This is a genomic window from Variovorax sp. YR216 (assembly GCF_900107745.1).
GTDB lineage: Bacteria > Pseudomonadota > Gammaproteobacteria > Burkholderiales > Burkholderiaceae_C > Variovorax.
The window spans coordinates 755,836-777,589 of sequence record NZ_FNRO01000002.1 but is presented as its reverse complement, the minus strand read 5'-3'; the positions used below and the strand labels follow the sequence as shown (position 1 = coordinate 777,589).

Here is a 21,754-nt window from a genome sequence, read left to right as displayed (position 1 = left end):
CTCCTCAAGGCGCCGGCACCGCGCCGGCAACTCACGCCGACAAACGACGCACCGCCGCATGGTACATGCCTGCGCGCGTCTACGACAGCAGTTCGGCCACTTGACGGCCAATGGCCAGACTACTTGTCAGGCCCGGCGATTCGATCCCGAACAGGTTGACCAGCCCGGGCACGCCGTGGTCGACTGGCCCGGAAATCATGAAGTCGGCCGCCGCCTCGGCCGACCCGGAGATCTTGGGACGCATGCCCGCATAGCCAGGCTGGAGCGCCCCATCGGGCAAGCCGGGCCAGTATTTGCGAACCTCTGCGTAGAAGCCCAGGCCCCGTGCGGGATCGACCACAAGGTCGTCCGGACGATCCACCCATTGGACGTCCGGTCCGAACTTGGCCTGGCCGCCGAGGTCGAGCGTGAGATGCACCCCGAGACCCGCCGTCTCCGGCACGGGATAGATCAACCGGCTGAAAGGCGCCCGGCCTGACAAGGTGAAGTAATTTCCCTTCGCATAGAAGGCCTGCGGCACCGATTCCAGAGAAAGCCCTTCGAAGCGGCGCGCCAACAGCGGGGCCGCGAGTCCCGCCGCATTCACCACGCTCTTGCAGCGCAGGCGGGTGCCGTCCTCGGACTCCAGCACGATCCCATCCTTCGTGCACGCGGCGCTTGTGACAGCCGACTTGAGAGCGACGACGCCTCCGGCATGCTCCAGATCGGCCTGCAGGCTCAACATGAGCGCATGGCTGTCGACGATGCCTGTGCTGGGTGAAAGAAGCGCTGCGGTGCACGCCAGTTGCGGCTCGAGCGAACGCGCCTCTTCACCGGAGAGGAGGACCATGTCGTCCACACCGTTGGCCGCAGCCTTGGCCATGATTCCGGAGAGCTGTTCGACCTGAGGATCGGAGGTCGCCACGATGAGCTTGCCGCAGCGGCGGTGCGGCACGCCGCGGTCGTGGGCATAGGCGTAGAGCAGCTTCTTGCCCTCCACGCACAGCCGGGCCTTCAACGAGCCCTTCGGGTAGTAGATGCCCGCGTGAATCACCTCGCTGTTGCGAGAGCTCGTGCCGGTGCCGATGGCCCCCTCGGCCTCCAGCACGATGACATCGCGCCCCTGCAATGCCAGGGCCCGCGCCACGGCCAGACCGACCACGCCGGCGCCGATGACGGCGCAATCGAATTCATCCATGGCGCGAGCATAGCGGCGGGCGGCCGCAGGTCACGCCGGCGCGCCTGCCGAAGCAGTCTTCGGAAACGCAAGATCGCCGGGCGGCGTCGCCGGTCCTTGGTCAGGCTCGACGGGCAGCTCAGGAACGTCCGGCGGGTCGGGCGAGATGGGAGGCGGAAGATCGGGACTGGTCGCCATGGCGGTTCTCCTTCAACCACAACCGTCGTTCTACGGGAGGTAAAGGCGCCATGCAACAGGCCAAGCACCCGCCCGCGGGCGGGCAAACGCCAATTGCTCCGCAAACGCGGAGCTGCGCGCCGGAAGGATCAAAAACCGAAAGGGGAAAATTGGTGGGCGGTCAGGGTTTCGAACCCCGGACCCCAGCAGTGTGAATGCTGTGCTCTACCCCTGAGCTAACCGCCCGAAGCGCCGGCGTGGATGCCTGCGCTGTCTTGAATTTCGTACCGTTTGGTGCGAAGCCTGCGATTATGCCACAGTCATTTCGCCGATTTTGCGAAATAGAGTTCGACCGTTGCTACTTTTATCGAGCTGCGCCAGAACTTCCTCGTGCGCGGCCAGTTCATGCTCCGCGGCAACCAGCACCGGCAACTCGAAAGTGCGCAGGTCGACGATCACCACGGCGCCCTGCTTGGGCTCGTCGGCTGCCACGTCGATCAGCAGTGCATCCTGTCCGCGCGTCAGGTTGATGTAGACATCCGCGAGCAGTTGCGCATCCAGCTTTGCGCCGTGGAAGGTCCGGTTCGAGCGGTCCACGCCGAAGCGATCGCACAGCGCGTCCAGCGAGTTGCGCTTGCCCGGGTAGACCGATTTCGCCATCGCCAGCGTATCGGTCACCTCCGGGACGAAGTTGCGCAGCGGCGGCAGCCCCGCAAGCTCGAACTCCTTGTTCAGGAAGCCGACGTCGAACGCCGCGTTGTGAATGATCAGCTCGGCACCGCGAAGGTACTCCACGATGTCGTTGGCCAGCGTGCCGAACTTGGGCTTGTCGCGCAGGAAGTCGGTAGTCAGGCCGTGCACCTTGAGCGCGTCCTCATGGCTTTCGCGCTCGGGGTTGAAATAGATGTGCAGGTCGTTGCCGGTGAGCTTGCGGTTGAACAGCTCGACACATCCCAGTTCGATGATGCGGTCGCCGTTCTCGGCGGAGAGGCCAGTGGTTTCGGTGTCGAGGACGATCTGCCGGGTCATCAATGATTTTCTTTGGCGTGATTGATGGAGTACTTCGGAATTTCCACCGTGAGGTCCGATTGTGCAAGGATCGCCTGGCAGCTCAGGCGCGATTGCGGCTCCAGGCCCCAGGCGCGGTCGAGCAGGTCCTCTTCCTCTTCCTCCGCCTCGTTCAGCGACTCGAAGCCCTTGCGCACGATCACGTGGCAGGTGGTGCAGGCGCAGCTCATTTCGCAGGCGTGCTCGATGTGGATGTCGTTCTCGAGCAGCGCCTCGCAGATCGAGGTGCCGGCTGGCGCGGTGATTTCGGCGCCCTCGGGACAGTACTCGGCGTGGGGAAGGATCTTGATCGTGGGCATGGAGTGTTCTTTAGAGGGACTCGATCTGGCGGCCCGCCAGCGCGCGCGTGATGCCGGCATTCATGCGCCGGGCAGCAAAGGACTCGGTGCCGTCGGCGAGCGCCTTGGTGGCGGCCTCGATCACGCCGGCGTCGCCCGACGACTGCGCGCGGCGCAGCGCATCCATCAGCGTGTCGATGCCTTCGCGCTCGTCCGAGGAAAGGAGAGCACCGTCGGCATCCAAAGCGCTCTGCGTCGCCAGCAGCATGCGGTCGGCGTCCACACGGGCTTCCACGAGCGCCCGGGCCTGCATGTCCTGCTGCGCAGTGGAGAAGCTTTCCTGGAGCATGGTGGCAATCTGGTCGTCGGAAAGCCCGTAGGAAGGCTTGACCGTGACGCTCGCCTCCACACCGCTGCCCTGCTCCTTCGCGCTGACACTCAGCAATCCATCGGCGTCGACGGTGAAAGTCACGCGGATCCGCGCCGCGCCGGCCGCCATCGGCGGAATGCCGCGCAATTCGAAACGGGCAAGGCTGCGGCAGTCGGCGACGAGATCGCGCTCACCCTGCACGACGTGAAGCGCCAAAGCCGTCTGGCCGTCGACATAGGTCGTGAAGTCCTGCGCCATCGCCGTCGGGATGGTCTGGTTGCGCGGAACGATGCGTTCGACCAGACCGCCCATGGTCTCGATTCCGAGCGAGAGCGGAATCACGTCGAGCAGCAACAGGTCATCGGCGCCGCCATTGCCAGCCAGCTGATTGGCCTGGATCGAAGCGCCGAGGGCCACGACCTCATCGGGGTTCAGGTTGGTGAGCGGATCGCGGCCGAAGAATTTGCCGACCGCGTTGCGGATCTGCGGCATGCGCGTCGCGCCGCCGACGAGCACGATGCCCTTGAGTTCAGCCGGCTGGAGCCGCGCATCGCGCAGCGCCTTGCGGACCGATGCGATCGTGCGCGCAGTGAGCTTTTCCGTCGCGAGCTCGAACTGCTCGCGCCGCACTTCGAAGTGGATGTTGCCCGCCTCGAGACGTGCGGAAAAAACCGCCGAGTCGGCCGAGGAAAGCGCTTCCTTGGTCGCCCTGGCGGCCACCAGCAGCGCGGCCTTGTCTGCATCGCTGATCGCCTTGAGGCCCGTCTGAGCGAGGACGAACTCGGCCAGCGCATCGTCGTAGTCATCGCCGCCGAGGGCCGAATCGCCGCCGGTCGCGATCACCTCGAAAACGCCTTGCGTCAACCGCAGGATCGAAATGTCGAACGTGCCACCGCCGAGGTCATAGACCGCATAGACGCCTTCGCTCGCGTTGTCGAGCCCGTAGGCGATCGCCGCCGCCGTGGGCTCGCTGATCAGCCGCAGCACATGGAGTCCGGCAAGCTGCGCGGCGTCCTTGGTCGCCTGGCGCTGGCCTTCGTCGAAGTACGCGGGGACGGTGATCACCGCACCGTACAGGTCATCGTTGAAGGTGTCTTCGGCACGGTAACGCAGCGTCGCGAGGATCTCGGCGCTGACTTCGATCGGCGACTTCACGCCCGCGGCAGTCAGGACGCGAACCATGCCGGCTTCGTCCGTGAGGTGGTAGGCCATCGCATCGCGATTGCCGATGTCCTGGACGCCGCGCCCCATCAGCCGCTTGACCGAGGTGATCACATTCGCGGGATCCTGGGCGCGCGCTGCGAGGGCGTCGAAGCCGATCTGGCGGCGGTCCTTGTCGAGGTAGCGAACAGCCGACGGCAGGATCACGCGCCCCTCCCCATCGGGCAGGCACTCGGCCACCCCATTGCGGACCGCGGCGACCAGCGAATGCGTGGTGCCGAGGTCGATGCCGACGGCGATGCGACGCTGGTGCGGATCGGGCGCCTGGCCAGGTTCTGAAATCTGAAGCAATGCCATCAGGCCTCCCGCCGGGCCGCCGCAAGGGAGGCCTGCGCCCCCCCGGGGGGCAGCGAATACACGAAGTAATGAGCGTGGGGGTGGTTCATCACTCTATTGTCCCAACTGGTCCGACTTCATTTCGATGTCGTGGGCAAAGCGCTCAATGAACATGAGGGCTCTGATCTGTTTCGCCGCGCCTGGGTAGTCGCCCTTTTCGTCGATGAGCCAGTCGAGCGACGACAGCGCACGGGCGCGGCCGGCCTCGACTTCCTCGCGGAGCTTTTCGATCGCGGCATCGTCTTCCGCCTCTTCGAGTTCCTCGCGCCATTCGATCTGGTGCATCAGGAACTCGGGCGGCATCGCCGTGTTGTTCTCGGCATTGATCGGCGCGCCATTCAGCTCGCAAAGGTAGGTCGCGCGCCTGACCGGGTCCTTGAGCCGCTGGTAGGCCTCGTTGATGCGCACAGACCACTGCATGGCGACCCGCTGCGCCGCCGTGCCCTGCGCGGCAAAGCGATCCGGGTGCGCCTCGCGCTGAAGCTCCTTCCAACGGGCATCCAGCGCGGCGCGGTCCTGCGCGAAGGTCGCCGGGACGGCGAACAGGTCGAAATCGGTGTCGGTCAGGTTCATGGCGCTAAAAAGCCGCCAGCACATGACATGGTGGCGGCTCGGGCTCGAGGCCGGGTGAAATCAGATGCGGAAGCTCTCGCCGCAACCACAGCGGTCGCGTTCGTTCGGGTTGTTGAACTTGAAGCCCTCGTTGAGGCCTTCCCGAACGAAGTCCAGCTGCGTTCCGTCGAGGTAGGCAAGACTTTTGGGGTCGACCAGCACCTTCACGCCGTGGTCTTCGAACACCACGTCTTCGGGCGAAAGCTCGTCCACGTACTCGAGTTTGTAGGCCAGCCCCGAGCACCCGGTGGTCTTGACGCCCAGCCGCACGCCCACGCCCTTGCCTCGCTTGCCGAGGTAGCGGGTGACGTGGCGCGCGGCGGATTCGGTCAGGGTCACAGCCATGTCAGTGAGCAGCCTCCGCCGCCTTCGTGGCGGCGCCGTGCTTGGCCTTGTAGTCGTTGACTGCCGCCTTGATCGCGTCTTCCGCGAGGATCGAGCAGTGGATCTTGACCGGCGGCAACGCCAGTTCCTCGGCGATCTGCGCGTTCTTCAGTGCAGCGGCTTCGTCGAGCGTCTTGCCCTTGACCCATTCGGTCACGAGCGAGGACGAGGCGATCGCCGAACCGCAGCCATAGGTCTTGAAGCGCGCATCCTCGATCACGCCCGTCTCCGGGTTGACCTTGATCTGCAGCTTCATGACGTCGCCGCAAGCCGGTGCGCCGACCATGCCGGTGCCCACCGTCGAATCGCCCTTTTCGAAAGAGCCGACGTTGCGGGGATTTTCGTAGTGGTCAATGACCTTGGATGAATAAGCCATGGGGTACCTCTTGGATTTCTAGTGAGCCGACCACTGGATCGTGCTGATGTCGATGCCGTCCTGGAACATCTCCCAGAGCGGGCTCAATTCGCGAAGCTTGGCAACGTTGTGCTTGATCGTCGAGATTGCATAGTCGATCTCTTCCTCGGTCGTGAAGCGGCCCATCGTCATGCGCAGGCTGCTGTGAGCCAGTTCGTCGCTCCGGCCCAGCGCGCGCAACACGTAGCTGGGTTCGAGACTCGCCGAAGTGCAGGCGGAGCCGCTGGACACCGCCAGCCCCTTGATGCCCATGATCAGCGACTCGCCTTCGACGTAGTTGAAGCTCATGTTCAGGTTGTGCGGCACGCGGTGCTCGAGGTCGCCGTTGATGAAGACTTGCTCGACGTCCTTCAGGCCGTCCAGAAGACGCTGCTGGAGCGCCCGCGCCTTGGCGATGTCTTCCTTCATTTCGAGCTTGGCGAGGCGGAAGGCTTCGCCCATGCCCACGATCTGGTGCGTGGGCAGCGTGCCGGAGCGCATGCCGCGCTCATGTCCACCACCGTGCATCTGCGCTTCGAGCCGCACGCGCGGCTTGCGACGAACGTACAGGGCGCCGATGCCCTTCGGGCCATACGTCTTGTGCGAGGCCAGGCTCATGAGGTCGATCGGCAGCGTCTTGACGTCGATCTCGACCTTGCCCGTGGCCTGCGCCGCGTCGACGTGGAAGATCACGCCCTTCTCGCGGCAGATGTTGCCGAGCGCCACCATGTCCTGAACCACACCGATCTCGTTGTTCACGAACATCACGCTCGCGAGGATCGTGTCGGGCCGGATCGCCGCCTTGAAGGCCTCGATGTCGAGCAGGCCGTTTTCCTGCACGTCCAGGTAGCTGACTTCGAAGCCCTGCCGCTCGAGTTCGCGCATGGTGTCGAGCACGGCCTTGTGCTCGGTCTTCACCGTGATCAGGTGCTTGCCCTTGCCCTTGTAGAAATGGGCGGCACCCTTCAGCGCAAGGTTGTTCGACTCGGTGGCGCCCGACGTCCACACGATCTCGCGCGGATCGGCACCGATCAGTTCCGCCACGTAGCCGCGCGCCTTTTCGACGGCCTCTTCAGCTTCCCAGCCCCACGCGTGGCTGCGCGACGCCGGATTGCCGAAGTGCTCGCGCAACCACGGAATCATCGCGTCGACAACGCGCGGGTCGACCGGCGTCGTCGCGCCGTAGTCAAGGTAGATCGGGAAGTGAGGAGTGACGTCCATGGCTGGCTCGGGCTGTCGTGGGGTTTGGTTCTTTGTGTGCGGCGAATCGGCGCCCGGAGGCGCCTTCGAGTTCAGGATTTCGCGAAGGCGTTGCCCAGCGCGAACACCGAATTGGGCGCATTGACCCGGATCGGCTTGACGACCGGCTGGCTCGAGATCGCGCGCTTGACGGCGGGCTTGTTCTCGATCTGCACGCCCTTGGCGATCTGGTCGTCCACCAACTTCTGCAGCGTGACCGAATCGAGGAACTCGACCATGCGCTGGTTCAGCGATGCCCAGAGCTCGTGCGTCATGCAGCGCCCGGCTTCGCCGAGGCAGTTTTCCTTGCCGCCGCATTGGGTGGCATCGATGGGCTCATCGACGGAAACAATGATGTCGGCCACGGTGATATCCGAAGCCTTGCGGCCCAGCGAATAGCCGCCTCCGGGACCGCGGGTCGATTCGACCAGCTCATGGCGGCGCAGCTTGCCGAACAGTTGCTCCAGATAGGACAACGAAATCTGCTGCCGCTGGCTGATTGCGGCCAGCGTGACCGGACCGGTGTTCTGGCGCAGCGCCAGATCGATCATGGCCGTCACCGCAAAGCGGCCTTTGGTAGTGAGACGCATCGCAAGCTCCTTGAGTGCTTACCGTTGAAATGACACCGCGGCCAAGGGCCTGGGTGACGTCGTCTCCGCCCTGCCCGACCCTTGCTCGACTGGCGAACCAGTCAATGGGAGTCGGCCCTTCATCGCGAAGTTTCTTGTTTGTTGAGTATTTCGCTCAAGTATACCAGAAGCCCCTGCCGCGCGCTCGGGTAAACCCGATTGCAGTCCCAGACGGTCTCAGGCGGCCGATTCGCCCGGGCCGATGTTGTCGTGTCCCGGACCGCCGAAGGCCTGCTCGCGCAGCAACGCCAGTTGATCGCGAACCCGCGCCGCCTTCTCGAATTCGAGGTTGCGCGCATGCTCCAGCATCGTCTTTTCGAGGCGCTTGATCTCGCGCGCGATGTCCTTCTCGGACATGTCCTCCACCTTGGCGCGCTCCAGGTCGCGCTTTGCCGATTCCTTGCTCGACTTCTCGCTGTAGACCCCGTCGATGAGATCGCGCACCTGCTTCACGATGCTCCGCGGCGTGATGCCGTGCGCCTCGTTGTAGGCGATCTGGCGCACCCGGCGGCGCTCGGTTTCGTCGATCGCCTTCTTCATCGAGTCGGTGACCCTGTCAGCGTACAGGATCGCCTTGCCGTTGAGGTTGCGCGCCGCCCGCCCGATCGTCTGGATCAGCGAACGCTCCGCTCGCAGGAACCCCTCCTTGTCGGCATCCAGGATCGCCACCAGCGACACCTCGGGAATGTCCAGCCCCTCGCGCAGCAGGTTGATGCCGACCAGCACATCGAACGCGCCGAGACGCAGGTCGCGCAGGATCTCGACCCGCTCCACCGTGTCCACGTCGCTGTGCAGGTAGCGCACCTTCACGCCGTTGTCGCCGAGGTAATCCGTGAGTTGCTCGGCCATCCGCTTCGTCAGCGTGGTGATGAGCACCCGTTCGCTCTTCTCGACCCGCAGGCGGATTTCCTGCAGCACGTCGTCCACCTGATGGGTTGCGGGACGGACCTCGACCTCGGGATCGATCAGTCCGGTCGGCCGGACCAGTTGCTCCACGACGTTGCCGGCGTTGTCCTTCTCGTACTGCGCCGGCGTGGCGGAGACGAAGATGCACTGCCGCATCCGGTGCTCGAACTCCTCGAACTTGAGCGGGCGGTTGTCCAGCGCCGACGGAAGCCGGAAGCCGTATTCGACGAGCGTGGTCTTGCGCGCACGGTCGCCGTTGTACATGGCGCTGAGCTGGCCGATCATCTGATGGCTCTCGTCGAGGAACATCAGCGCGTCTTTCGGCAGGTAGTCGGTCAGGGTGGCCGGCGGATCGCCGGGCGCGGCGCCCGAAAGATGCCGCGTGTAGTTCTCGATGCCCTTGCAGTGGCCGATCTCGGCCAGCATCTCGAGGTCGAAGCGCGTGCGCTGCTCCAGCCGCTGCGCCTCGACCAGCTTGCCTTCCGCAAGGAAGAACTTGAGCCGTTCGTCCAGCTCGAGCTTGATCGTCTCGACAGCGCGCAGCACCTTGTCGCGCGGCGTCACGTAGTGGCTCGACGGGTAGACCGTGAAGCGCGGGATCTTCTGGCGGATGCGCCCCGTGAGCGGGTCGAAAAGCTGCAGCGATTCGATCTCGTCGTCGAACAGCTCGACACGGATCGCCAGCTCGCTGTGCTCGGCGGGGAAGACGTCGATCGTGTCGCCGCGCACACGAAAGGTCCCGCGTGCGAAGTCCTGTTCATTGCGCGTGTACTGCATGCGGATCAGCCGCCCGATCACGTCGCGCTGCCCGATCTTGTCGCCCTGCCGCATGATGAATCGCATCTGCGTGTAGTCCTCGGGCGTGCCGATGCCGTAGATGGCACTCACGGTCGCGACGATCACCGTGTCGCGCCGCTCCAGCACGCTCTTGGTGGCCGACAGGCGCATCTGCTCGATGTGCTCGTTGATGGAACTGTCCTTCTCGATGAACAGGTCGCGCTGGGGAACGTAGGCTTCCGGCTGGTAATAGTCGTAGTAGCTGACGAAGTACTCCACCGCATTCTTCGGAAAGAACTCCCGGAACTCGCTGTAGAGCTGCGCCGCCAGCGTCTTGTTGGGCGCGAAGACGATCGCCGGCCGTCCCAGGCGGGCGATCACGTTCGCCATCGTGTAGGTCTTACCCGAGCCGGTCACGCCCAGAAGCGTCTGGAAGACCTCGCCATCCTGAATGCCTTCGACCAGGCCCGCGATCGCCGTGGGCTGGTCGCCCGCCGGCGGGTAGGGCTGATAGAGCTCGAATGGCGAACCCGGAAACCTGACGAACTCGCCCTGCTTCACCGGCCCCATGGACTCGGCGTGCGGCGACTCTGGAATGGCTTGGGAGGCTTCTGGCATGGGGTGGACTCGGAAAGGTGCGGGCGCGGCCGGTAAAATTCAAGCGAACCGGAAAGCTTAAACGCTGCCCCGGATTCACGCGAACCGACCACCCCCAAAGGATTTCTCCATGTCTATGTTCACCGCCGTCGAGATGGCGCCCCGTGACCCGATCCTGGGCCTCAACGAGCAATACGCTGCCGACAGCAACCCGCAAAAAGTCAACCTCGGCGTTGGCGTGTATTACGACGACAACGGCAAGCTGCCGCTGCTGAAGTGCGTCCAGGCGGCCGAAGAAGACATGATGAAGGCGCCCAGCGCGCGCGGCTATCTGCCGATCGACGGCATCGTCGCCTACGACAACGCCGTCAAGGGCCTCGTCTTCGGCGCCGACAGCGAACCCGTGAAGTCGGGCCGCGTCGCCACGATTCAAGCCATCGGCGGCACGGGCGGCCTCAAGGTCGGCGCGGACTTCCTCAAGAAGCTTTCCCCGTCGGCCAAGGTGCTGATCAGCGATCCGAGCTGGGAAAACCACCGCGCCCTCTTCACCAACGCCGGCTTCACCGTCGAAACCTATCCGTACTACGACGCCGCCAAGCGCGGCATCAACTTCGACGGCATGCTGACCGCGCTGCAGACCGCCGCCGCCGGCACCATCGTCGTGCTGCACGCCTGCTGCCACAACCCGACCGGCTACGACATCACCCCCGCGCAGTGGGACCAGGTCATCGCCGCCGTCAAGGCGCGCAATCTCACCGCTTTCCTCGACATGGCCTACCAGGGCTTCGGCAACGGCATCGCCGAAGACGGCGCGGTGATCGGCAAGTTCGTCGATGCGGGGCTGACCTTCTTCGTCTCGACCTCTTTCTCCAAGAGCTTCAGCCTCTACGGCGAACGCGTCGGCGCCCTGTCGGTGCTGTGCAAGGACAAGGACGAGGCCGCGCGGGTGCTGTCGCAGCTCAAGATCGCGATCCGTACCAACTACAGCAACCCGCCAATCCATGGTGGCGCCGTGGTGGCCGCGGTGCTCAACGATCCGGCACGCCGCGCCGTGTGGGAAGAAGAGCTCGCCGAGATGCGCGTGCGCATCAAGGCCATGCGCCAGAAGCTGGTCGACGGCCTCAAGGCTGCCGGCGTGAAGCAGGACATGAGCTTCATCACCGCGCAGATCGGCATGTTCAGCTATTCCGGCCTGACCAAGGACCAGATGGTTCGCCTGCGCGAGGAATTCGGCGTCTACGGCACCGATACCGGCCGGATGTGCGTCGCGGCGCTCAACAGCAAGAACATCGACTACGTTTGCCAGAGCATCGCCAAAGTGCTCTGAACTCGAGCGGCGCCGCGGGACGACCAGCGGTGCCGCTTCATCCAGTTCCCGGCCCCAGGCGGCGAACCACGCCGTCCGAGGGCCGCGGCTGACAGCATCTGGAGCATTCGCACCCGCGTTGCAAACGCTCGCATCGGCTCAATGTCACATGTGTGGCTTCCAAGTGGGGCGCACACTCTATTTCGAGCGCAGAGCTGCTGATATATTGCATCGCAATAACTAATTGGGCCCTCCGATGCTCTACCAACTTTATGAAGCGCAACGCTCCCTGATGGAGCCCTTTGCGGACTTCGCACAGGCAGCTTCCAAACTCTATGGCCAGGGCGCCGTGTTCGGCCAGACGCCCATCGCGCAGCGCATGGCCGCCGGCTACGACCTTCTCTACCGTCTCGGGAAGGACTATGAAAAGCCGGAATTCGGCATCAAGACCGTCAACGTCGGCGGGCGCGACGTCGTCATCCACGAAAGCATCGAAGTCGACAAGCCGTTCTGCCAGCTCCGTCGCTTCAAGCGTTTCACCGATGAACCCAAAATACTTCAGACACTGAAGAGTCAGCCGGTCGTCCTGATCGTCGCCCCGCTGTCGGGTCACTATGCGACGCTGCTGCGCGACACGGTCCGCACCATGCTGCAGGACCACAAGGTGTACATCACCGACTGGGTCAATGCCCGGCTGGTGCCGCTTTCCAAGGGCGAATTTCATCTCGACGACTACGTCAACTACGTCCAGGAATTCATCCGCTACCTGCAGGGCGAGTACGGCAACTGCCACGTCATCAGCGTGTGCCAGCCCACTGTGCCGGTTCTGGCGGCGGTGTCGCTGATGGCGAGCCGCGGCGAGAAGACCCCGCTCTCGATGACCATGATGGGCGGCCCCATCGACGCCCGCAAATCGCCGACCGCGGTCAACAACCTGGCGATGAACAAGAGCTTCGAATGGTTCGAGAACAACGTGATCTACCGCGTGCCTGACGGCTTTCCGGGCGTGGGCCGACGCGTGTACCCGGGCTTCCTGCAGCACACCGGCTTCGTGGCAATGAACCCGGACCGCCACGCCAGCAGCCACTACGACTATTTCAAGAACCTGATCAAGGGCGACGATGCGAGCGCCGAAGCGCATCGAACCTTCTACGACGAGTACAACGCGGTGCTCGACATGGATGCGGACTACTACCTGGAAACCATCCGCACCGTGTTCCAGGAGTTCGATCTGGTCAACGGCACCTGGGATGTGAAGAGTCCGGAAGGCGCGCAGGAACTGGTTCGTCCGCAGGACATCCGCTCCACCGGACTGCTCACCATCGAAGGCGAGCTCGACGACATCTCGGGGGCCGGCCAGACGCGTGCCGCCCATGAGCTGTGCACCGGCATCGTTTCCGACGAACAGCGCCATCTTGAAATCAAGGGCGCCGGCCATTACGGCATCTTCAGCGGACGGCGCTGGCGCGAGAAGGTCTATCCGGAGGTCAAGGCCTTCATCCTCGAGCACGATCAGCCCCAAACGCGCGCGCCGCAGGCGGTGCTGGCCCAGGAGGACGCGGTTCCGGCCCCGTCGAGAGCGAAGAAGCGCGCAACCTCGGCCGCCGCACGCAAGACCAGCGCGCCCCGGGCCCGCACATCCGCGCGCAAGTCGCCTTGATGCCGTGATCCCGCTGGCCGCGCGCGTCCTCGAGGCGCTGCCGCAAACGCAATGCACGCGTTGCGGCTACCCGGACTGCGCGGGATATGCGAAGGCCATTGAAGCCGGCGACGCCGGCATCGATCAATGCCCCCCCGGCGGCGCGGAAGGCGTCATTCGCCTGTCGCAATTGACCGGCCGGCCTGCTGGCCCGGTCAACCCACACTTCGGCATCGAAGGGCCGCGCATGCTGGCCGTCATCGACGAAGCCTGGTGCATCGGATGCACGCTCTGCCTGGACGCGTGCCCGACCGATGCGATCGTCGGCATCAACAAGCGCATGCACACGGTGATCGAGCCGCACTGTACGGGTTGCGAGCTCTGCATTCCGGTCTGCCCCGTCGACTGCATCTCTCTCGAAACAGCGACACCCGGACAGACCGGCTGGCACGCGTGGTCGCAGCGGCAGGCCGACCATGCACGCCAGCGCTACGAGGCTCGCCAGCGTCGACGCGAAAAGCCGGAACCCGCCACCGAAAGGGCACCGGCCGCCCCGGTAGACCGCAAACGCGCGATCATCGAAGCGGTGCTGGCTCGCGCACGTGCCGGCAAGTCGCAGACCGAAACCAGCAAGCCATGAGCCTCGACGCCCTGCTCCTCTTCATCGTTGCCTCGTTCGCACTCGCCGTCACGCCGGGTCCGACCATGCTGCTGGCGATGTCGAACGGGATCGCAGGTGGCATGCGGGCTGCCGCCTGGGGCATCGCAGGCGCTTCGCTTGGCAGTTCGATCGTCATCGGCACGGTGGCGCTCGGCCTGGGCTCCTTGCTCGCCGCTTCCGAATACCTCTTCAACGCGATCCGAATCTTCGGCGTCGCCTATCTGGTGTGGCTTGGCGTCAAGCTCTGGCGCGCCCAGCCGCCGGATGTTGCCTCCGAACTGACCGCAGCCGCGGCTCAACCGCTGCGCGGTCGGCTGGCCCTGCTGCGCAGCCTGGCCGTGGCGCTGTCCAACCCGAAATCGCTGCTTTTCTTCGCGGCCTTCCTGCCGCAATTCGTCGATACGGGGCGGCCACAGGGCATGCAGTACCTGATCCTCGGCGCCGTCTTCGTCGGCATCGACACCTGCGTCATGCTCGGCTACGCGACGGCCGGCACGCAGGCGGTGCGGTGGCTGTCGCAGCGCAGCCTGCGCATGCTCAATCGCGGTTGTGCGGGCGGGATGTGGCTGCTGGCAGCCACGTTGGCGGTCTGGCGCCGCCCGGGCGCCTGACCTGCGCGCATCCTCACGCCGCGGCCAGCGCCGCGAAAGCCTTGACCACTTCCGGTGGCGCCTGAACCAGTTCGACCAGGACACCCTCGCCGGCAACGGGAAATTCCTCGTTGCTCTTGGGATGGAGGAAGCAGATGTCGAAGCCTGCCGCTCCCTTGCGGATGCCTCCCGGCGCAAAGCGAACGCCTTGCGCCGTGAGCCATTCGACCGCACGAGGCAGATCGTCGATCCACAAGCCCACGTGATTCAGCGGCGTCGTGTGAACAGCGGGCTTCTTCTCGGGATCCAGCGGCTGCATCAGGTCGACCTCGACCTTGAAGGGGCCTTTGCCCATCGCGCAGATGTCCTCATCGACATTCTCGCGTTCACTCTTGAACGTGCCGGTGACTTCGAGCCCCAGCATCTCGACCCATAGCTTGCGCAAGCGCAGCTTGTCTGGCCCGCCGATCGCAATCTGCTGGACGCCCAGCACCTTGAACGGCCGATCCATCACGCAAACTCCAGGATCACCTGATCGACCGAGAGCGATTCACCCTTGGCGGCTGCGATGTTGCCCACGACGCCATCCTGGGCCGCGAAAAGCACGTTCTCCATCTTCATGGCCTCGATCACCGCAAGCTTCTCGCCGGCCTGCACCCGCTGGCCCGGCTGCACGGACACCTCGACAAGCAACCCCGGCATCGGCGACATCAGGAACTTGCTGAGATCCGGCGGTGCCTTGTAGGGCATCAGTTCGAGCAGGCGCGCGCCGAGCGGCGACAGCACCATCGCGTCGATCTGTGTCCCGTTGTGCGAAATGCGAAGTGCCAGCGGGTTCTTGCCCGCGCCGCGCTCCACCTGCGCCGTGAAGGCACGGCCGTTGACCGTGCCCTCGACGCGGATGCTGCCAAGCGCAGCCTTGCTGTCGATCTTGTAGGTGTTGGACCCCACGGTGACCGCGCTCGAACCCGTCTGTCCGTGGAAATCGGTGACCGACACCGGCTTGTGCACGTGCTTCCCGCTCTCGTCCAGCACGACCACCACGAACTGCTCGCCGACCTTGACGCCGTGCCCTTCGAGCTGCCCGCTGATGCCCGAGGCGCGCGCCCGATAGCGGCGGTTCATGTAGGCGGCGAGCGCGACCAGGAAGTCCGGATCGTCATGCGGCACGTCTTCGGCATGGAAACCCTTGCTGTAGTGCTCGGCGATGAAGCCGGTGTTGAAGTCGCCGCTGACGAACTTCGGATGTGCCAGCAGCGCCGCCTGGAACGGGATGTTGCTGTTGATGCCCCGGATCACGAAGCCGTTGAGCGCCTCGCGCATCATCGAGATCGCGTGCGCGCGGTCGCGCCCGTGCACGATCAGCTTGCCGATCATCGAGTCGTAGAACATCGGGATCTCGCCGCCGTCGTACACGCCGGTGTCGACCCGCACGCCGTACAGGTGCTCGGTGTCGGCCGAGAACATCGTCTCCTTCGGCGGCTGGAAGCGCACCAGGCGCCCCGTCGACGGCAAAAAGTTGCGGAACGGATCTTCCGCATTGATACGGCATTCGATCGCCCAGCCGTTGCGCTTTACATCTTGCTGCGCGAGCGGCAGCTTCTCGCCCGCGGCGACTCGGATCATCAGTTCGACCAGGTCCAGGCCGGTGATGGCCTCGGTCACCGGATGCTCCACCTGCAGCCGCGTGTTCATTTCGAGGAAGTAGAAGCTCTGGTCCTTGCCAACCACGAACTCCACCGTGCCCGCGCTCTGGTACTTCACGGCCTTGGCCAGCGCCACCGCCTGCTCGCCCATGGCCTTGCGCGTCGCATCGCTGATGAACGGCGACGGTGCCTCCTCGATCACCTTCTGGTGGCGGCGCTGGATCGAGCACTCGCGTTCGTTCAGATAGATCACGTTGCCGTGCGCATCACCGAGCACCTGGATCTCGATGTGCCGCGGCTCCTCGACGAACTTCTCGATGAAGACGCGGTCGTCGCCGAAGCTGTTGCGCGCCTCGTTGCGGCACGAGGTGAAGCCCTCGAACGCGTCCTTGTCGTTGAAGGCCACGCGCAGGCCCTTGCCGCCGCCGCCGGCCGATGCCTTGATCATCACCGGGTAGCCGATGTCCTTGGCGATCTCGACCGCGCGTTCGGCCGAGTCGATGGCATCGTTCCAACCGGGGATCGTGTTGACCTTGGCTTCGCCCGCAAGCTTCTTGGAAGCGATCTTGTCGCCCATGGCTGCGATCGAATAGTGCTTGGGGCCGATGAAGACGATGCCTTCCTCTTCCACCTTGCGCGCGAAGGCTTCGTTCTCGGACAGGAAGCCGTACCCGGGATGCACCGCCTCGGCGCCGGTCTTCTTGCAGGCCGCGATGATCCGGTCGGCCTGCAGGTAGCTTTCGCGGCTCGGCGAGGCGCCGATGTGAACCGCCTCATCAGCCAGTTCGACGTGGCGCGCTTCCTTGTCGGCATCGGAATAGACGGCCACCGTGAGGATGCCCATCTTCTTCGCCGTCTTGATGACGCGGCAGGCAATCTCTCCGCGGTTGGCGATCAAAATTTTCTTGAACATGTTCTTTCTCTCTCGCACGCTCAGAGGGGAATGTTGCCGTGCTTGCGCCACGGGTTCTCAAGTTTCTTCTCGCGCAGCATCACGAGGCTGCGGCAGATTCGCTTGCGGGTTTCGCTCGGCAGGATCACGTCGTCGATGTAGCCACGAGCGCCAGCCACGAACGGATTGGCGAAGCGCGCCTTGTATTCGGCTTCGCGCGCGGCGAGCTTCTCGGGGTCGTTCTTGTCTTCGCGGAAGATGATCTCCACCGCACCCTTCGCGCCCATCACCGCGATCTCGGCGCGCGGCCAGGCGAGGTTGACGTCGCCGCGCAGGTGCTTCGAGGCCATCACGTCGTACGCGCCGCCGTAGGCCTTGCGCGTGATGACGGTGATCTTCGGCACCGTGCATTCGGCGTACGCATAGAGCAGCTTCGCGCCGTGCTTGATGATGCCGCCGTACTCCTGGCTGGTGCCGGGCATGAAGCCGGGTACGTCCACGAAGGTGACGACCGGGATGTTGAATGCATCGCAGAAGCGCACGAAGCGCGCCGCCTTGATCGACGACTTGATGTCCAGGCACCCGGCGAGCACCAGCGGCTGGTTCGCGACGATGCCGATGCTCTGCCCTTCCATGCGCGCGAAGCCGATCACGATGTTCTTCGCGTAGTCGGGCTGCAGTTCGAAGAAGTCGCCGTCGTCGACCACCTTCAGGATCAGCTCCTTCATGTCGTACGGCTTGTTCGGGTTGTCGGGCACCAGGGTGTCGAGCGACAGGTCCGCGCGGTCGGCCGGATCGCCGCTCGGCCGCACCGGCGGCTTCTCGCGGTTGTTGAGCGGCAGGTAGTTGTAAAGGCGGCGCAGCATCATCAGCGCCTCGACGTCGTTCTCGAACGCCATGTCCGCGACGCCGCTCTTGGAAGTGTGCGTGGAGGCGCCACCGAGTTCCTCGGCGGTCACATCCTCGTGCGTCACCGTCTTCACCACCTCGGGGCCGGTCACGAACATGTAGGAACTGTCCTTGACCATGAAGATGAAGTCGGTCATGGCGGGCGAATACACCGCGCCGCCCGCGCAGGGACCCATGATCATGCTGATCTGCGGCACCACGCCCGAGGCCATCACGTTGCGCTGGAACACCTCGGCATAGCCGCCCAGCGAGGCCACGCCTTCCTGGATGCGCGCGCCGCCCGAGTCGTTGAGGCCAATCACGGGCGCACCAACCTTCATGGCCTGGTCCATCACCTTGCAGATCTTCTCGGCATGCGCTTCGCTCAGCGCACCGCCGAAGACAGTGAAGTCCTGGCTGAAGACGAAGACGAGCCGGCCATTGATCATCCCGTAGCCGGTGACCACGCCGTCGCCCGGGATCTTGTTGTCGGCCATGCCGAAGTCGCTGGAGCGGTGCTCGACGAACATGTCCCACTCTTCGAAGGTGTTGTCGTCGAGCAGGAGCTCGATGCGCTCGCGCGCGGTGAGCTTGCCCTTGGCGTGCTGCGAATCGATGCGTTTCTGTCCGCCGCCGAGGCGTGCCTGCTCGCGGCGCTTTTCGAGTTCTTCGAGGATTTCTTTCATGGCTTGATGGGGGTCGGAGTTGATCTTGTCGGGTATCGGGTTCTTGGCATTGGGCATGGGCGGCAGGCTACGCCTGTCCAGCCTGCGACGCCAGAAGATTGCGCGCGGCGGTCGACGCGGGAAGCGTGCCCGCCGCGACCTGCGCGATGGCTTGCGGCAGCAGCTCGCGCACGGCCGGATGCTGGCGGAACGCCTGCTTGAGGCCGGCGTCGATGCGCTCCCACATCCAGGCGAGCGACTGCTTCTCGCGCCGCGCCGCGAGTCGGCCGTTGGCGGTCTGCAGGGACTTGAATTCGAGGACGGCGTCCCAGAAGGCATCGACACCGGTACCGACCAGCGCGCTGAGTTGGATGACCTTGGGCTGCCACTGGGCTTCCGGCGTGGTGGTGCCATGCCCGCCATGCGACCCATGGACCACCTGCGCATGCGCCGGATTGCCGTGATGGCCGAAGAGCCGCAGCGCCGAAGTGATCTGCGCCTGCGCGCGCGTCGCGGCATCCTTGTCGAGATCGGCCTTGTTGATGACGACCAGATCGGCGAGCTCCATCACGCCCTTCTTGATCGCCTGGAGATCGTCGCCGGCATTCGGCAGTTGCAGCAGCACGAACATATCCGTCATGCCCGAGACCGCGGTTTCGCTCTGGCCGACGCCGACCGTCTCGACGATCACGATGTCGTAGCCGGCGGCCTCGCACACCAGCATCGCCTCGCGCGTCTTCTCGGCCACGCCGCCGAGCGTGCCCGACGAAGGGCTGGGCCGGATGTAGGCGCGCTCGTCGACCGAGAGCTTTTCCATGCGCGTCTTGTCGCCGAGGATGGAGCCGCCGGAGACCGTCGACGAAGGATCGATCGTCAGCACCGCCACACGATGCCCGCGCCCGATCAGGTACAGCCCGAGGGCCTCGATGAAGGTCGACTTGCCGACGCCCGGCACGCCCGAGATGCCGAGCCTGAACGACTGGCCCGTGTGCGGCAGCAAGGCGGTGAGCAGTTCGTCGGCCTGAGCGCGGTGGTCGGCACGGGTGCTTTCGAGCAACGTGATCGTCTTGGCGATCGCGCGCCGCTGCGCAGGCCCTTCCGACGTCACCAGCGCTTCGGCCGTGACCGGTGTTCGAAGCGACATGTCAGGCCGCGACCGCCGCGCGGATCTGCTCCAGCACGTCCTTGGCGCTCGCCGGGATCGGCGTGCCCGGGCCATAGATGCCCTTCACGCCGGCGTCGTACAGGAATTCGTAGTCCTGGCGCGGGATCACGCCGCCCACGAACACGATGATGTCGTCGGCGCCTTGCTTCTTCAGCTCTTCGATGATCGCCGGCACCAGCGTCTTGTGCCCCGCGGCGAGCGTGCTCACGCCCACGGCGTGCACGTCGTTCTCGATGGCCTGGCGCGCACACTCCTCGGGGGTCTGGAAGAGCGGGCCCATGTCGACGTCGAAGCCGAGGTCGGCGAAGGCGGTGGCGACGACCTTGGCGCCACGGTCGTGGCCGTCCTGCCCGAGCTTGGAGATCATCACGCGCGGACGGCGGCCCTGCTCTTCGGCGAAAGCGGCGATCTCTTTCTGGAGCGCTTCCCAGCCTTCGGCAGAGTCGTACGCGGCCGCATAGACGCCGGTGACCTTTTGCGTATCGGCACGATGGCGGCCATAGACCTTTTCGAGCGCATCGCTGACTTCGCCGACTGTGGCTCGCAGGCGCACCGCCTTGATGCTCAGGTCGAGCAGGTTGCCCTGCCCGCTTTCAGCCGCTGCGGTGAGCGCATCGAGCGCCGCCTGCACCGCCGCGCCGTCGCGCTTCCCGCGGATCGCGTTGAGCCGCGCGATCTGGCTTTCTCTGACCTTGACGTTGTCGATCTCCAGGATGTCGTGCGTGTCCTCATCCTTGAGCTTGTACTTGTTGACGCCCACGATCACGTCCTTGCCCGAATCGATGCGCGCCTGCTTGTCGGCCGCGGCCGCCTCGATCTTGAGCTTGGCCCAGCCGCTGTCGACCGCGCGGGTCATGCCGCCCATGGCCTCGACCTCCTCGATGATCTTCCAGGCGGCGTCGGCCATGTCCTGCGTGAGCTTCTCCATCATGTAGCTGCCGGCCCATGGGTCGATCACGTTCGTGATGTGCGTCTCTTCCTGGATGATGAGCTGCGTGTTGCGCGCGATGCGGGCGCTGAATTCGGTCGGCAGCGCGATCGCTTCGTCGAGCGCGTTGGTGTGCAGGCTCTGCGTGCCGCCGAACACCGCAGCCATCGCCTCGATGGTGGTGCGCACGACGTTGTTGTACGGGTCCTGCTCGGTGAGCGACCAGCCGGAGGTCTGGCAGTGCGTGCGCAGCATGAGGCTCTTGGGGTTCTTGGGCTCGAACTCCTTCATGATCCGGCACCACAGCAGGCGCCCGGCGCGCATCTTGGCGACTTCAAGGTAGAAGTTCATGCCGATGGCCCAGAAGAAGCTGAGCCGACCCGCGAAGTCATCCACGTCGAGGCCCTTGGCCAGCGCGGTCTTCACGTATTCCTTGCCGTCCGCGAGCGTGAAGGCCAGTTCCAGCGCCTGGTTGGCACCAGCTTCCTGCATGTGGTAGCCGCTGATCGAGATCGAGTTGAACTTCGGCATGTTCTTGGCCGTGTACTCGATGATGTCGCCGATGATTCGCATCGACGGCTCGGGCGGGAAGATGTAGGTGTTGCGGACCATGAACTCCTTGAGGATGTCGTTCTGGATGGTGCCGCTGAGCTTGTCCTGCGGCACGCCCTGCTCTTCCGCCGCGACCACGTAGCCCGCGAGCACCGGCAGGACCGCGCCGTTCATGGTCATCGAGACGCTGACCTTGTCGAGCGGGATCTGGTCGAAGAGGATCTTCATGTCCTCGACCGAGTCGATGGCCACGCCGGCCTTGCCCACGTCGCCGGTCACGCGCGGATGGTCGCTGTCGTAGCCGCGGTGCGTGGCGAGGTCGAAGGCCACGCTCACGCCCTGCCCGCCGGCGGCGAGCGCCTTGCGGTAGAAGGCGTTCGATTCCTCGGCGGTCGAGAAGCCGGCGTACTGGCGGATGGTCCATGGGCGCACCGCATACATCGTTGCCTGCGGGCCGCGCAGGTAGGGCTCGAAACCGGGCAGCGTGTCGGTGTACTTCAGACCCTGAAGATCGGCTGCCGTGTAGAGCGGCTTGACGGTGATGCCGTCCGGCGTGATCCAGTTCAATGCATTCACATCCCCGCCCGGCGCCGACTTGGTGGCGGCCTTGGTCCAGGCTTCGAGGGTGGCGTTGGAAAATTGCGGTTCGGGTTTGCTCATGGCGCCGTTTTTCTGGTG

The 21,754-nt window shown here is 64.8% G+C and carries 20 protein-coding genes and 1 tRNA gene; 4 read left to right on the top strand and 17 right to left on the bottom strand.

The genetic code is table 11. The features are described from left to right. Positions 1-79: 79 nt before the first annotated feature. The 12 genes from BLW05_RS08660 to uvrB form a co-directional block, all read right to left on the bottom strand. The gene (locus tag BLW05_RS08660) at positions 80-1,177 is read right to left on the bottom strand and encodes an NAD(P)/FAD-dependent oxidoreductase (protein WP_093161774.1); all 1,098 of its coding nucleotides are present in this window, start codon (positions 1,175-1,177) and stop codon (positions 80-82) included. A gap of 30 nt (positions 1,178-1,207) precedes the next feature. Then, entirely contained in the window at positions 1,208-1,354 is a 147-nt protein-coding gene (locus tag BLW05_RS35335) for a stereocilin (protein ID WP_143044797.1), read from the bottom strand. 150 nt (positions 1,355-1,504) lie between these two features. Then, positions 1,505-1,579, bottom strand: a tRNA-Val gene (locus tag BLW05_RS08655). 63 nt (positions 1,580-1,642) lie between these two features. After that, positions 1,643-2,362 (bottom strand): DNA polymerase III subunit epsilon, encoded by a 720-nt coding sequence (gene dnaQ / locus BLW05_RS08650; RefSeq protein ID WP_093161772.1) that lies wholly within the window; start codon positions 2,360-2,362, stop codon positions 1,643-1,645. Then, positions 2,362-2,700 carry an ISC system 2Fe-2S type ferredoxin gene (gene fdx / locus BLW05_RS08645; RefSeq protein ID WP_093161770.1) on the bottom strand — a complete coding sequence of 113 codons (339 nt, stop codon included), beginning with the start codon at positions 2,698-2,700 and terminating at the stop codon, positions 2,362-2,364. The genes dnaQ and fdx overlap by 1 nt, the downstream gene beginning before the upstream one ends. Before the next feature lie 10 nt (positions 2,701-2,710). Then, positions 2,711-4,567, bottom strand: a complete 1,857-nt coding sequence (hscA, locus tag BLW05_RS08640; RefSeq protein ID WP_093161768.1) for a Fe-S protein assembly chaperone HscA — start codon at positions 4,565-4,567, stop codon at positions 2,711-2,713. Positions 4,568-4,660: 93 nt separating this feature from the next. Then, positions 4,661-5,179: a Fe-S protein assembly co-chaperone HscB gene (gene hscB, locus BLW05_RS08635; RefSeq protein ID WP_093161764.1), complete on the bottom strand. Its 519-nt coding sequence runs from the start codon at positions 5,177-5,179 to the stop codon at positions 4,661-4,663. Between the two features lie 60 nt (positions 5,180-5,239). Beyond that, the gene (gene iscA / locus BLW05_RS08630; protein WP_093161763.1) at positions 5,240-5,563 is read right to left on the bottom strand and encodes an iron-sulfur cluster assembly protein IscA; all 324 of its coding nucleotides are present in this window, start codon (positions 5,561-5,563) and stop codon (positions 5,240-5,242) included. Between the two features lies 1 nt (position 5,564). Continuing rightward, entirely contained in the window at positions 5,565-5,978 is a 414-nt protein-coding gene (iscU, locus tag BLW05_RS08625; protein ID WP_093161761.1) for a Fe-S cluster assembly scaffold IscU, read from the bottom strand. Positions 5,979-5,996: 18 nt separating this feature from the next. Continuing rightward, complete coding sequence (locus tag BLW05_RS08620; RefSeq protein WP_093161760.1) at positions 5,997-7,217, bottom strand: IscS subfamily cysteine desulfurase; 1,221 nt, start codon at positions 7,215-7,217, stop codon at positions 5,997-5,999. 71 nt (positions 7,218-7,288) lie between these two features. Continuing rightward, the gene (gene iscR / locus BLW05_RS08615) at positions 7,289-7,825 is read right to left on the bottom strand and encodes a Fe-S cluster assembly transcriptional regulator IscR (RefSeq protein WP_088957541.1); all 537 of its coding nucleotides are present in this window, start codon (positions 7,823-7,825) and stop codon (positions 7,289-7,291) included. 216 nt (positions 7,826-8,041) lie between these two features. Next, a complete protein-coding gene (gene uvrB / locus BLW05_RS08610; RefSeq protein WP_093161759.1) occupies positions 8,042-10,165 on the bottom strand; it encodes an excinuclease ABC subunit UvrB in 2,124 nt (707 codons plus the stop codon). Between the two features lie 109 nt (positions 10,166-10,274). Between uvrB and BLW05_RS08605 the strand changes: the two genes are divergently transcribed. The 4 genes from BLW05_RS08605 (at position 10,275) to BLW05_RS08590 (ending at position 14,361) form a co-directional block, all read left to right on the top strand. Then, positions 10,275-11,471: an amino acid aminotransferase gene (locus BLW05_RS08605; protein ID WP_093161758.1), complete on the top strand. Its 1,197-nt coding sequence runs from the start codon at positions 10,275-10,277 to the stop codon at positions 11,469-11,471. Positions 11,472-11,706: 235 nt separating this feature from the next. Further along, positions 11,707-13,110 carry a polyhydroxyalkanoate depolymerase gene (locus tag BLW05_RS36385; protein WP_093161757.1) on the top strand — a complete coding sequence of 468 codons (1,404 nt, stop codon included), beginning with the start codon at positions 11,707-11,709 and terminating at the stop codon, positions 13,108-13,110. Positions 13,111-13,114: 4 nt separating this feature from the next. Continuing rightward, positions 13,115-13,729 (top strand): RnfABCDGE type electron transport complex subunit B, encoded by a 615-nt coding sequence (locus BLW05_RS08595; RefSeq protein WP_093161754.1) that lies wholly within the window; start codon positions 13,115-13,117, stop codon positions 13,727-13,729. After that, the gene (locus BLW05_RS08590; protein ID WP_093161753.1) at positions 13,726-14,361 is read left to right on the top strand and encodes a LysE family translocator; all 636 of its coding nucleotides are present in this window, start codon (positions 13,726-13,728) and stop codon (positions 14,359-14,361) included. Before BLW05_RS08595 ends, BLW05_RS08590 begins: the two co-directional genes overlap by 4 nt. A 13-nt stretch (positions 14,362-14,374) precedes the next feature. Here BLW05_RS08590 and BLW05_RS08585 read toward each other — a convergent pair whose 3' ends face one another. The 5 genes from BLW05_RS08585 to scpA form a co-directional block, all read right to left on the bottom strand. Continuing rightward, positions 14,375-14,851 (bottom strand): VOC family protein, encoded by a 477-nt coding sequence (locus BLW05_RS08585; RefSeq protein WP_093161752.1) that lies wholly within the window; start codon positions 14,849-14,851, stop codon positions 14,375-14,377. Further along, a complete protein-coding gene (locus BLW05_RS08580) occupies positions 14,851-16,899 on the bottom strand; it encodes an acetyl-CoA carboxylase biotin carboxylase subunit (RefSeq protein WP_093161751.1) in 2,049 nt (682 codons plus the stop codon). The genes BLW05_RS08585 and BLW05_RS08580 overlap by 1 nt, the downstream gene beginning before the upstream one ends. 20 nt (positions 16,900-16,919) lie before the next feature. Next, positions 16,920-18,452, bottom strand: a complete 1,533-nt coding sequence (locus BLW05_RS08575; protein ID WP_093162144.1) for an acyl-CoA carboxylase subunit beta — start codon at positions 18,450-18,452, stop codon at positions 16,920-16,922. Between the two features lie 67 nt (positions 18,453-18,519). After that, positions 18,520-19,575 carry a methylmalonyl Co-A mutase-associated GTPase MeaB gene (gene meaB / locus BLW05_RS08570; RefSeq protein WP_093161750.1) on the bottom strand — a complete coding sequence of 352 codons (1,056 nt, stop codon included), beginning with the start codon at positions 19,573-19,575 and terminating at the stop codon, positions 18,520-18,522. Between the two features lies 1 nt (position 19,576). Next, positions 19,577-21,736: a methylmalonyl-CoA mutase gene (gene scpA, locus BLW05_RS08565; protein ID WP_093161749.1), complete on the bottom strand. Its 2,160-nt coding sequence runs from the start codon at positions 21,734-21,736 to the stop codon at positions 19,577-19,579. Positions 21,737-21,754 lie beyond the last annotated feature (18 nt).

What these genes read in the sequence shown, in the direction of transcription:
- BLW05_RS08580 (WP_093161751.1), bottom strand. Translation starts at nt 16,899, where the DNA reads ATGTTCAAGAAAATTTTGATCGCCAACCGCGGAGAGATTGCCTGCCGC.
- hscA (WP_093161768.1), bottom strand. Translation starts at nt 4,567, where the DNA reads ATGGCATTGCTTCAGATTTCAGAACCTGGCCAGGCGCCCGATCCGCAC.
- meaB (WP_093161750.1), bottom strand. Translation starts at nt 19,575, where the DNA reads ATGTCGCTTCGAACACCGGTCACGGCCGAAGCGCTGGTGACGTCGGAA.
- BLW05_RS08660 (WP_093161774.1), bottom strand. Translation starts at nt 1,177, where the DNA reads ATGGATGAATTCGATTGCGCCGTCATCGGCGCCGGCGTGGTCGGTCTG.
- scpA (WP_093161749.1), bottom strand. Translation starts at nt 21,736, where the DNA reads ATGAGCAAACCCGAACCGCAATTTTCCAACGCCACCCTCGAAGCCTGG.
- fdx (WP_093161770.1), bottom strand. Translation starts at nt 2,700, where the DNA reads ATGCCCACGATCAAGATCCTTCCCCACGCCGAGTACTGTCCCGAGGGC.
- hscB (WP_093161764.1), bottom strand. Translation starts at nt 5,179, where the DNA reads ATGAACCTGACCGACACCGATTTCGACCTGTTCGCCGTCCCGGCGACC.
- dnaQ (WP_093161772.1), bottom strand. Translation starts at nt 2,362, where the DNA reads ATGACCCGGCAGATCGTCCTCGACACCGAAACCACTGGCCTCTCCGCC.
- iscR (WP_088957541.1), bottom strand. Translation starts at nt 7,825, where the DNA reads ATGCGTCTCACTACCAAAGGCCGCTTTGCGGTGACGGCCATGATCGAT.
- BLW05_RS08585 (WP_093161752.1), bottom strand. Translation starts at nt 14,851, where the DNA reads ATGGATCGGCCGTTCAAGGTGCTGGGCGTCCAGCAGATTGCGATCGGC.
- BLW05_RS08605 (WP_093161758.1), top strand. Translation starts at nt 10,275, where the DNA reads ATGTCTATGTTCACCGCCGTCGAGATGGCGCCCCGTGACCCGATCCTG.
- BLW05_RS08575 (WP_093162144.1), bottom strand. Translation starts at nt 18,452, where the DNA reads ATGAAAGAAATCCTCGAAGAACTCGAAAAGCGCCGCGAGCAGGCACGC.
- uvrB (WP_093161759.1), bottom strand. Translation starts at nt 10,165, where the DNA reads ATGCCAGAAGCCTCCCAAGCCATTCCAGAGTCGCCGCACGCCGAGTCC.
- BLW05_RS36385 (WP_093161757.1), top strand. Translation starts at nt 11,707, where the DNA reads ATGCTCTACCAACTTTATGAAGCGCAACGCTCCCTGATGGAGCCCTTT.
- BLW05_RS35335 (WP_143044797.1), bottom strand. Translation starts at nt 1,354, where the DNA reads ATGGCGACCAGTCCCGATCTTCCGCCTCCCATCTCGCCCGACCCGCCG.
- BLW05_RS08590 (WP_093161753.1), top strand. Translation starts at nt 13,726, where the DNA reads ATGAGCCTCGACGCCCTGCTCCTCTTCATCGTTGCCTCGTTCGCACTC.
- BLW05_RS08620 (WP_093161760.1), bottom strand. Translation starts at nt 7,217, where the DNA reads ATGGACGTCACTCCTCACTTCCCGATCTACCTTGACTACGGCGCGACG.
- iscA (WP_093161763.1), bottom strand. Translation starts at nt 5,563, where the DNA reads ATGGCTGTGACCCTGACCGAATCCGCCGCGCGCCACGTCACCCGCTAC.
- iscU (WP_093161761.1), bottom strand. Translation starts at nt 5,978, where the DNA reads ATGGCTTATTCATCCAAGGTCATTGACCACTACGAAAATCCCCGCAAC.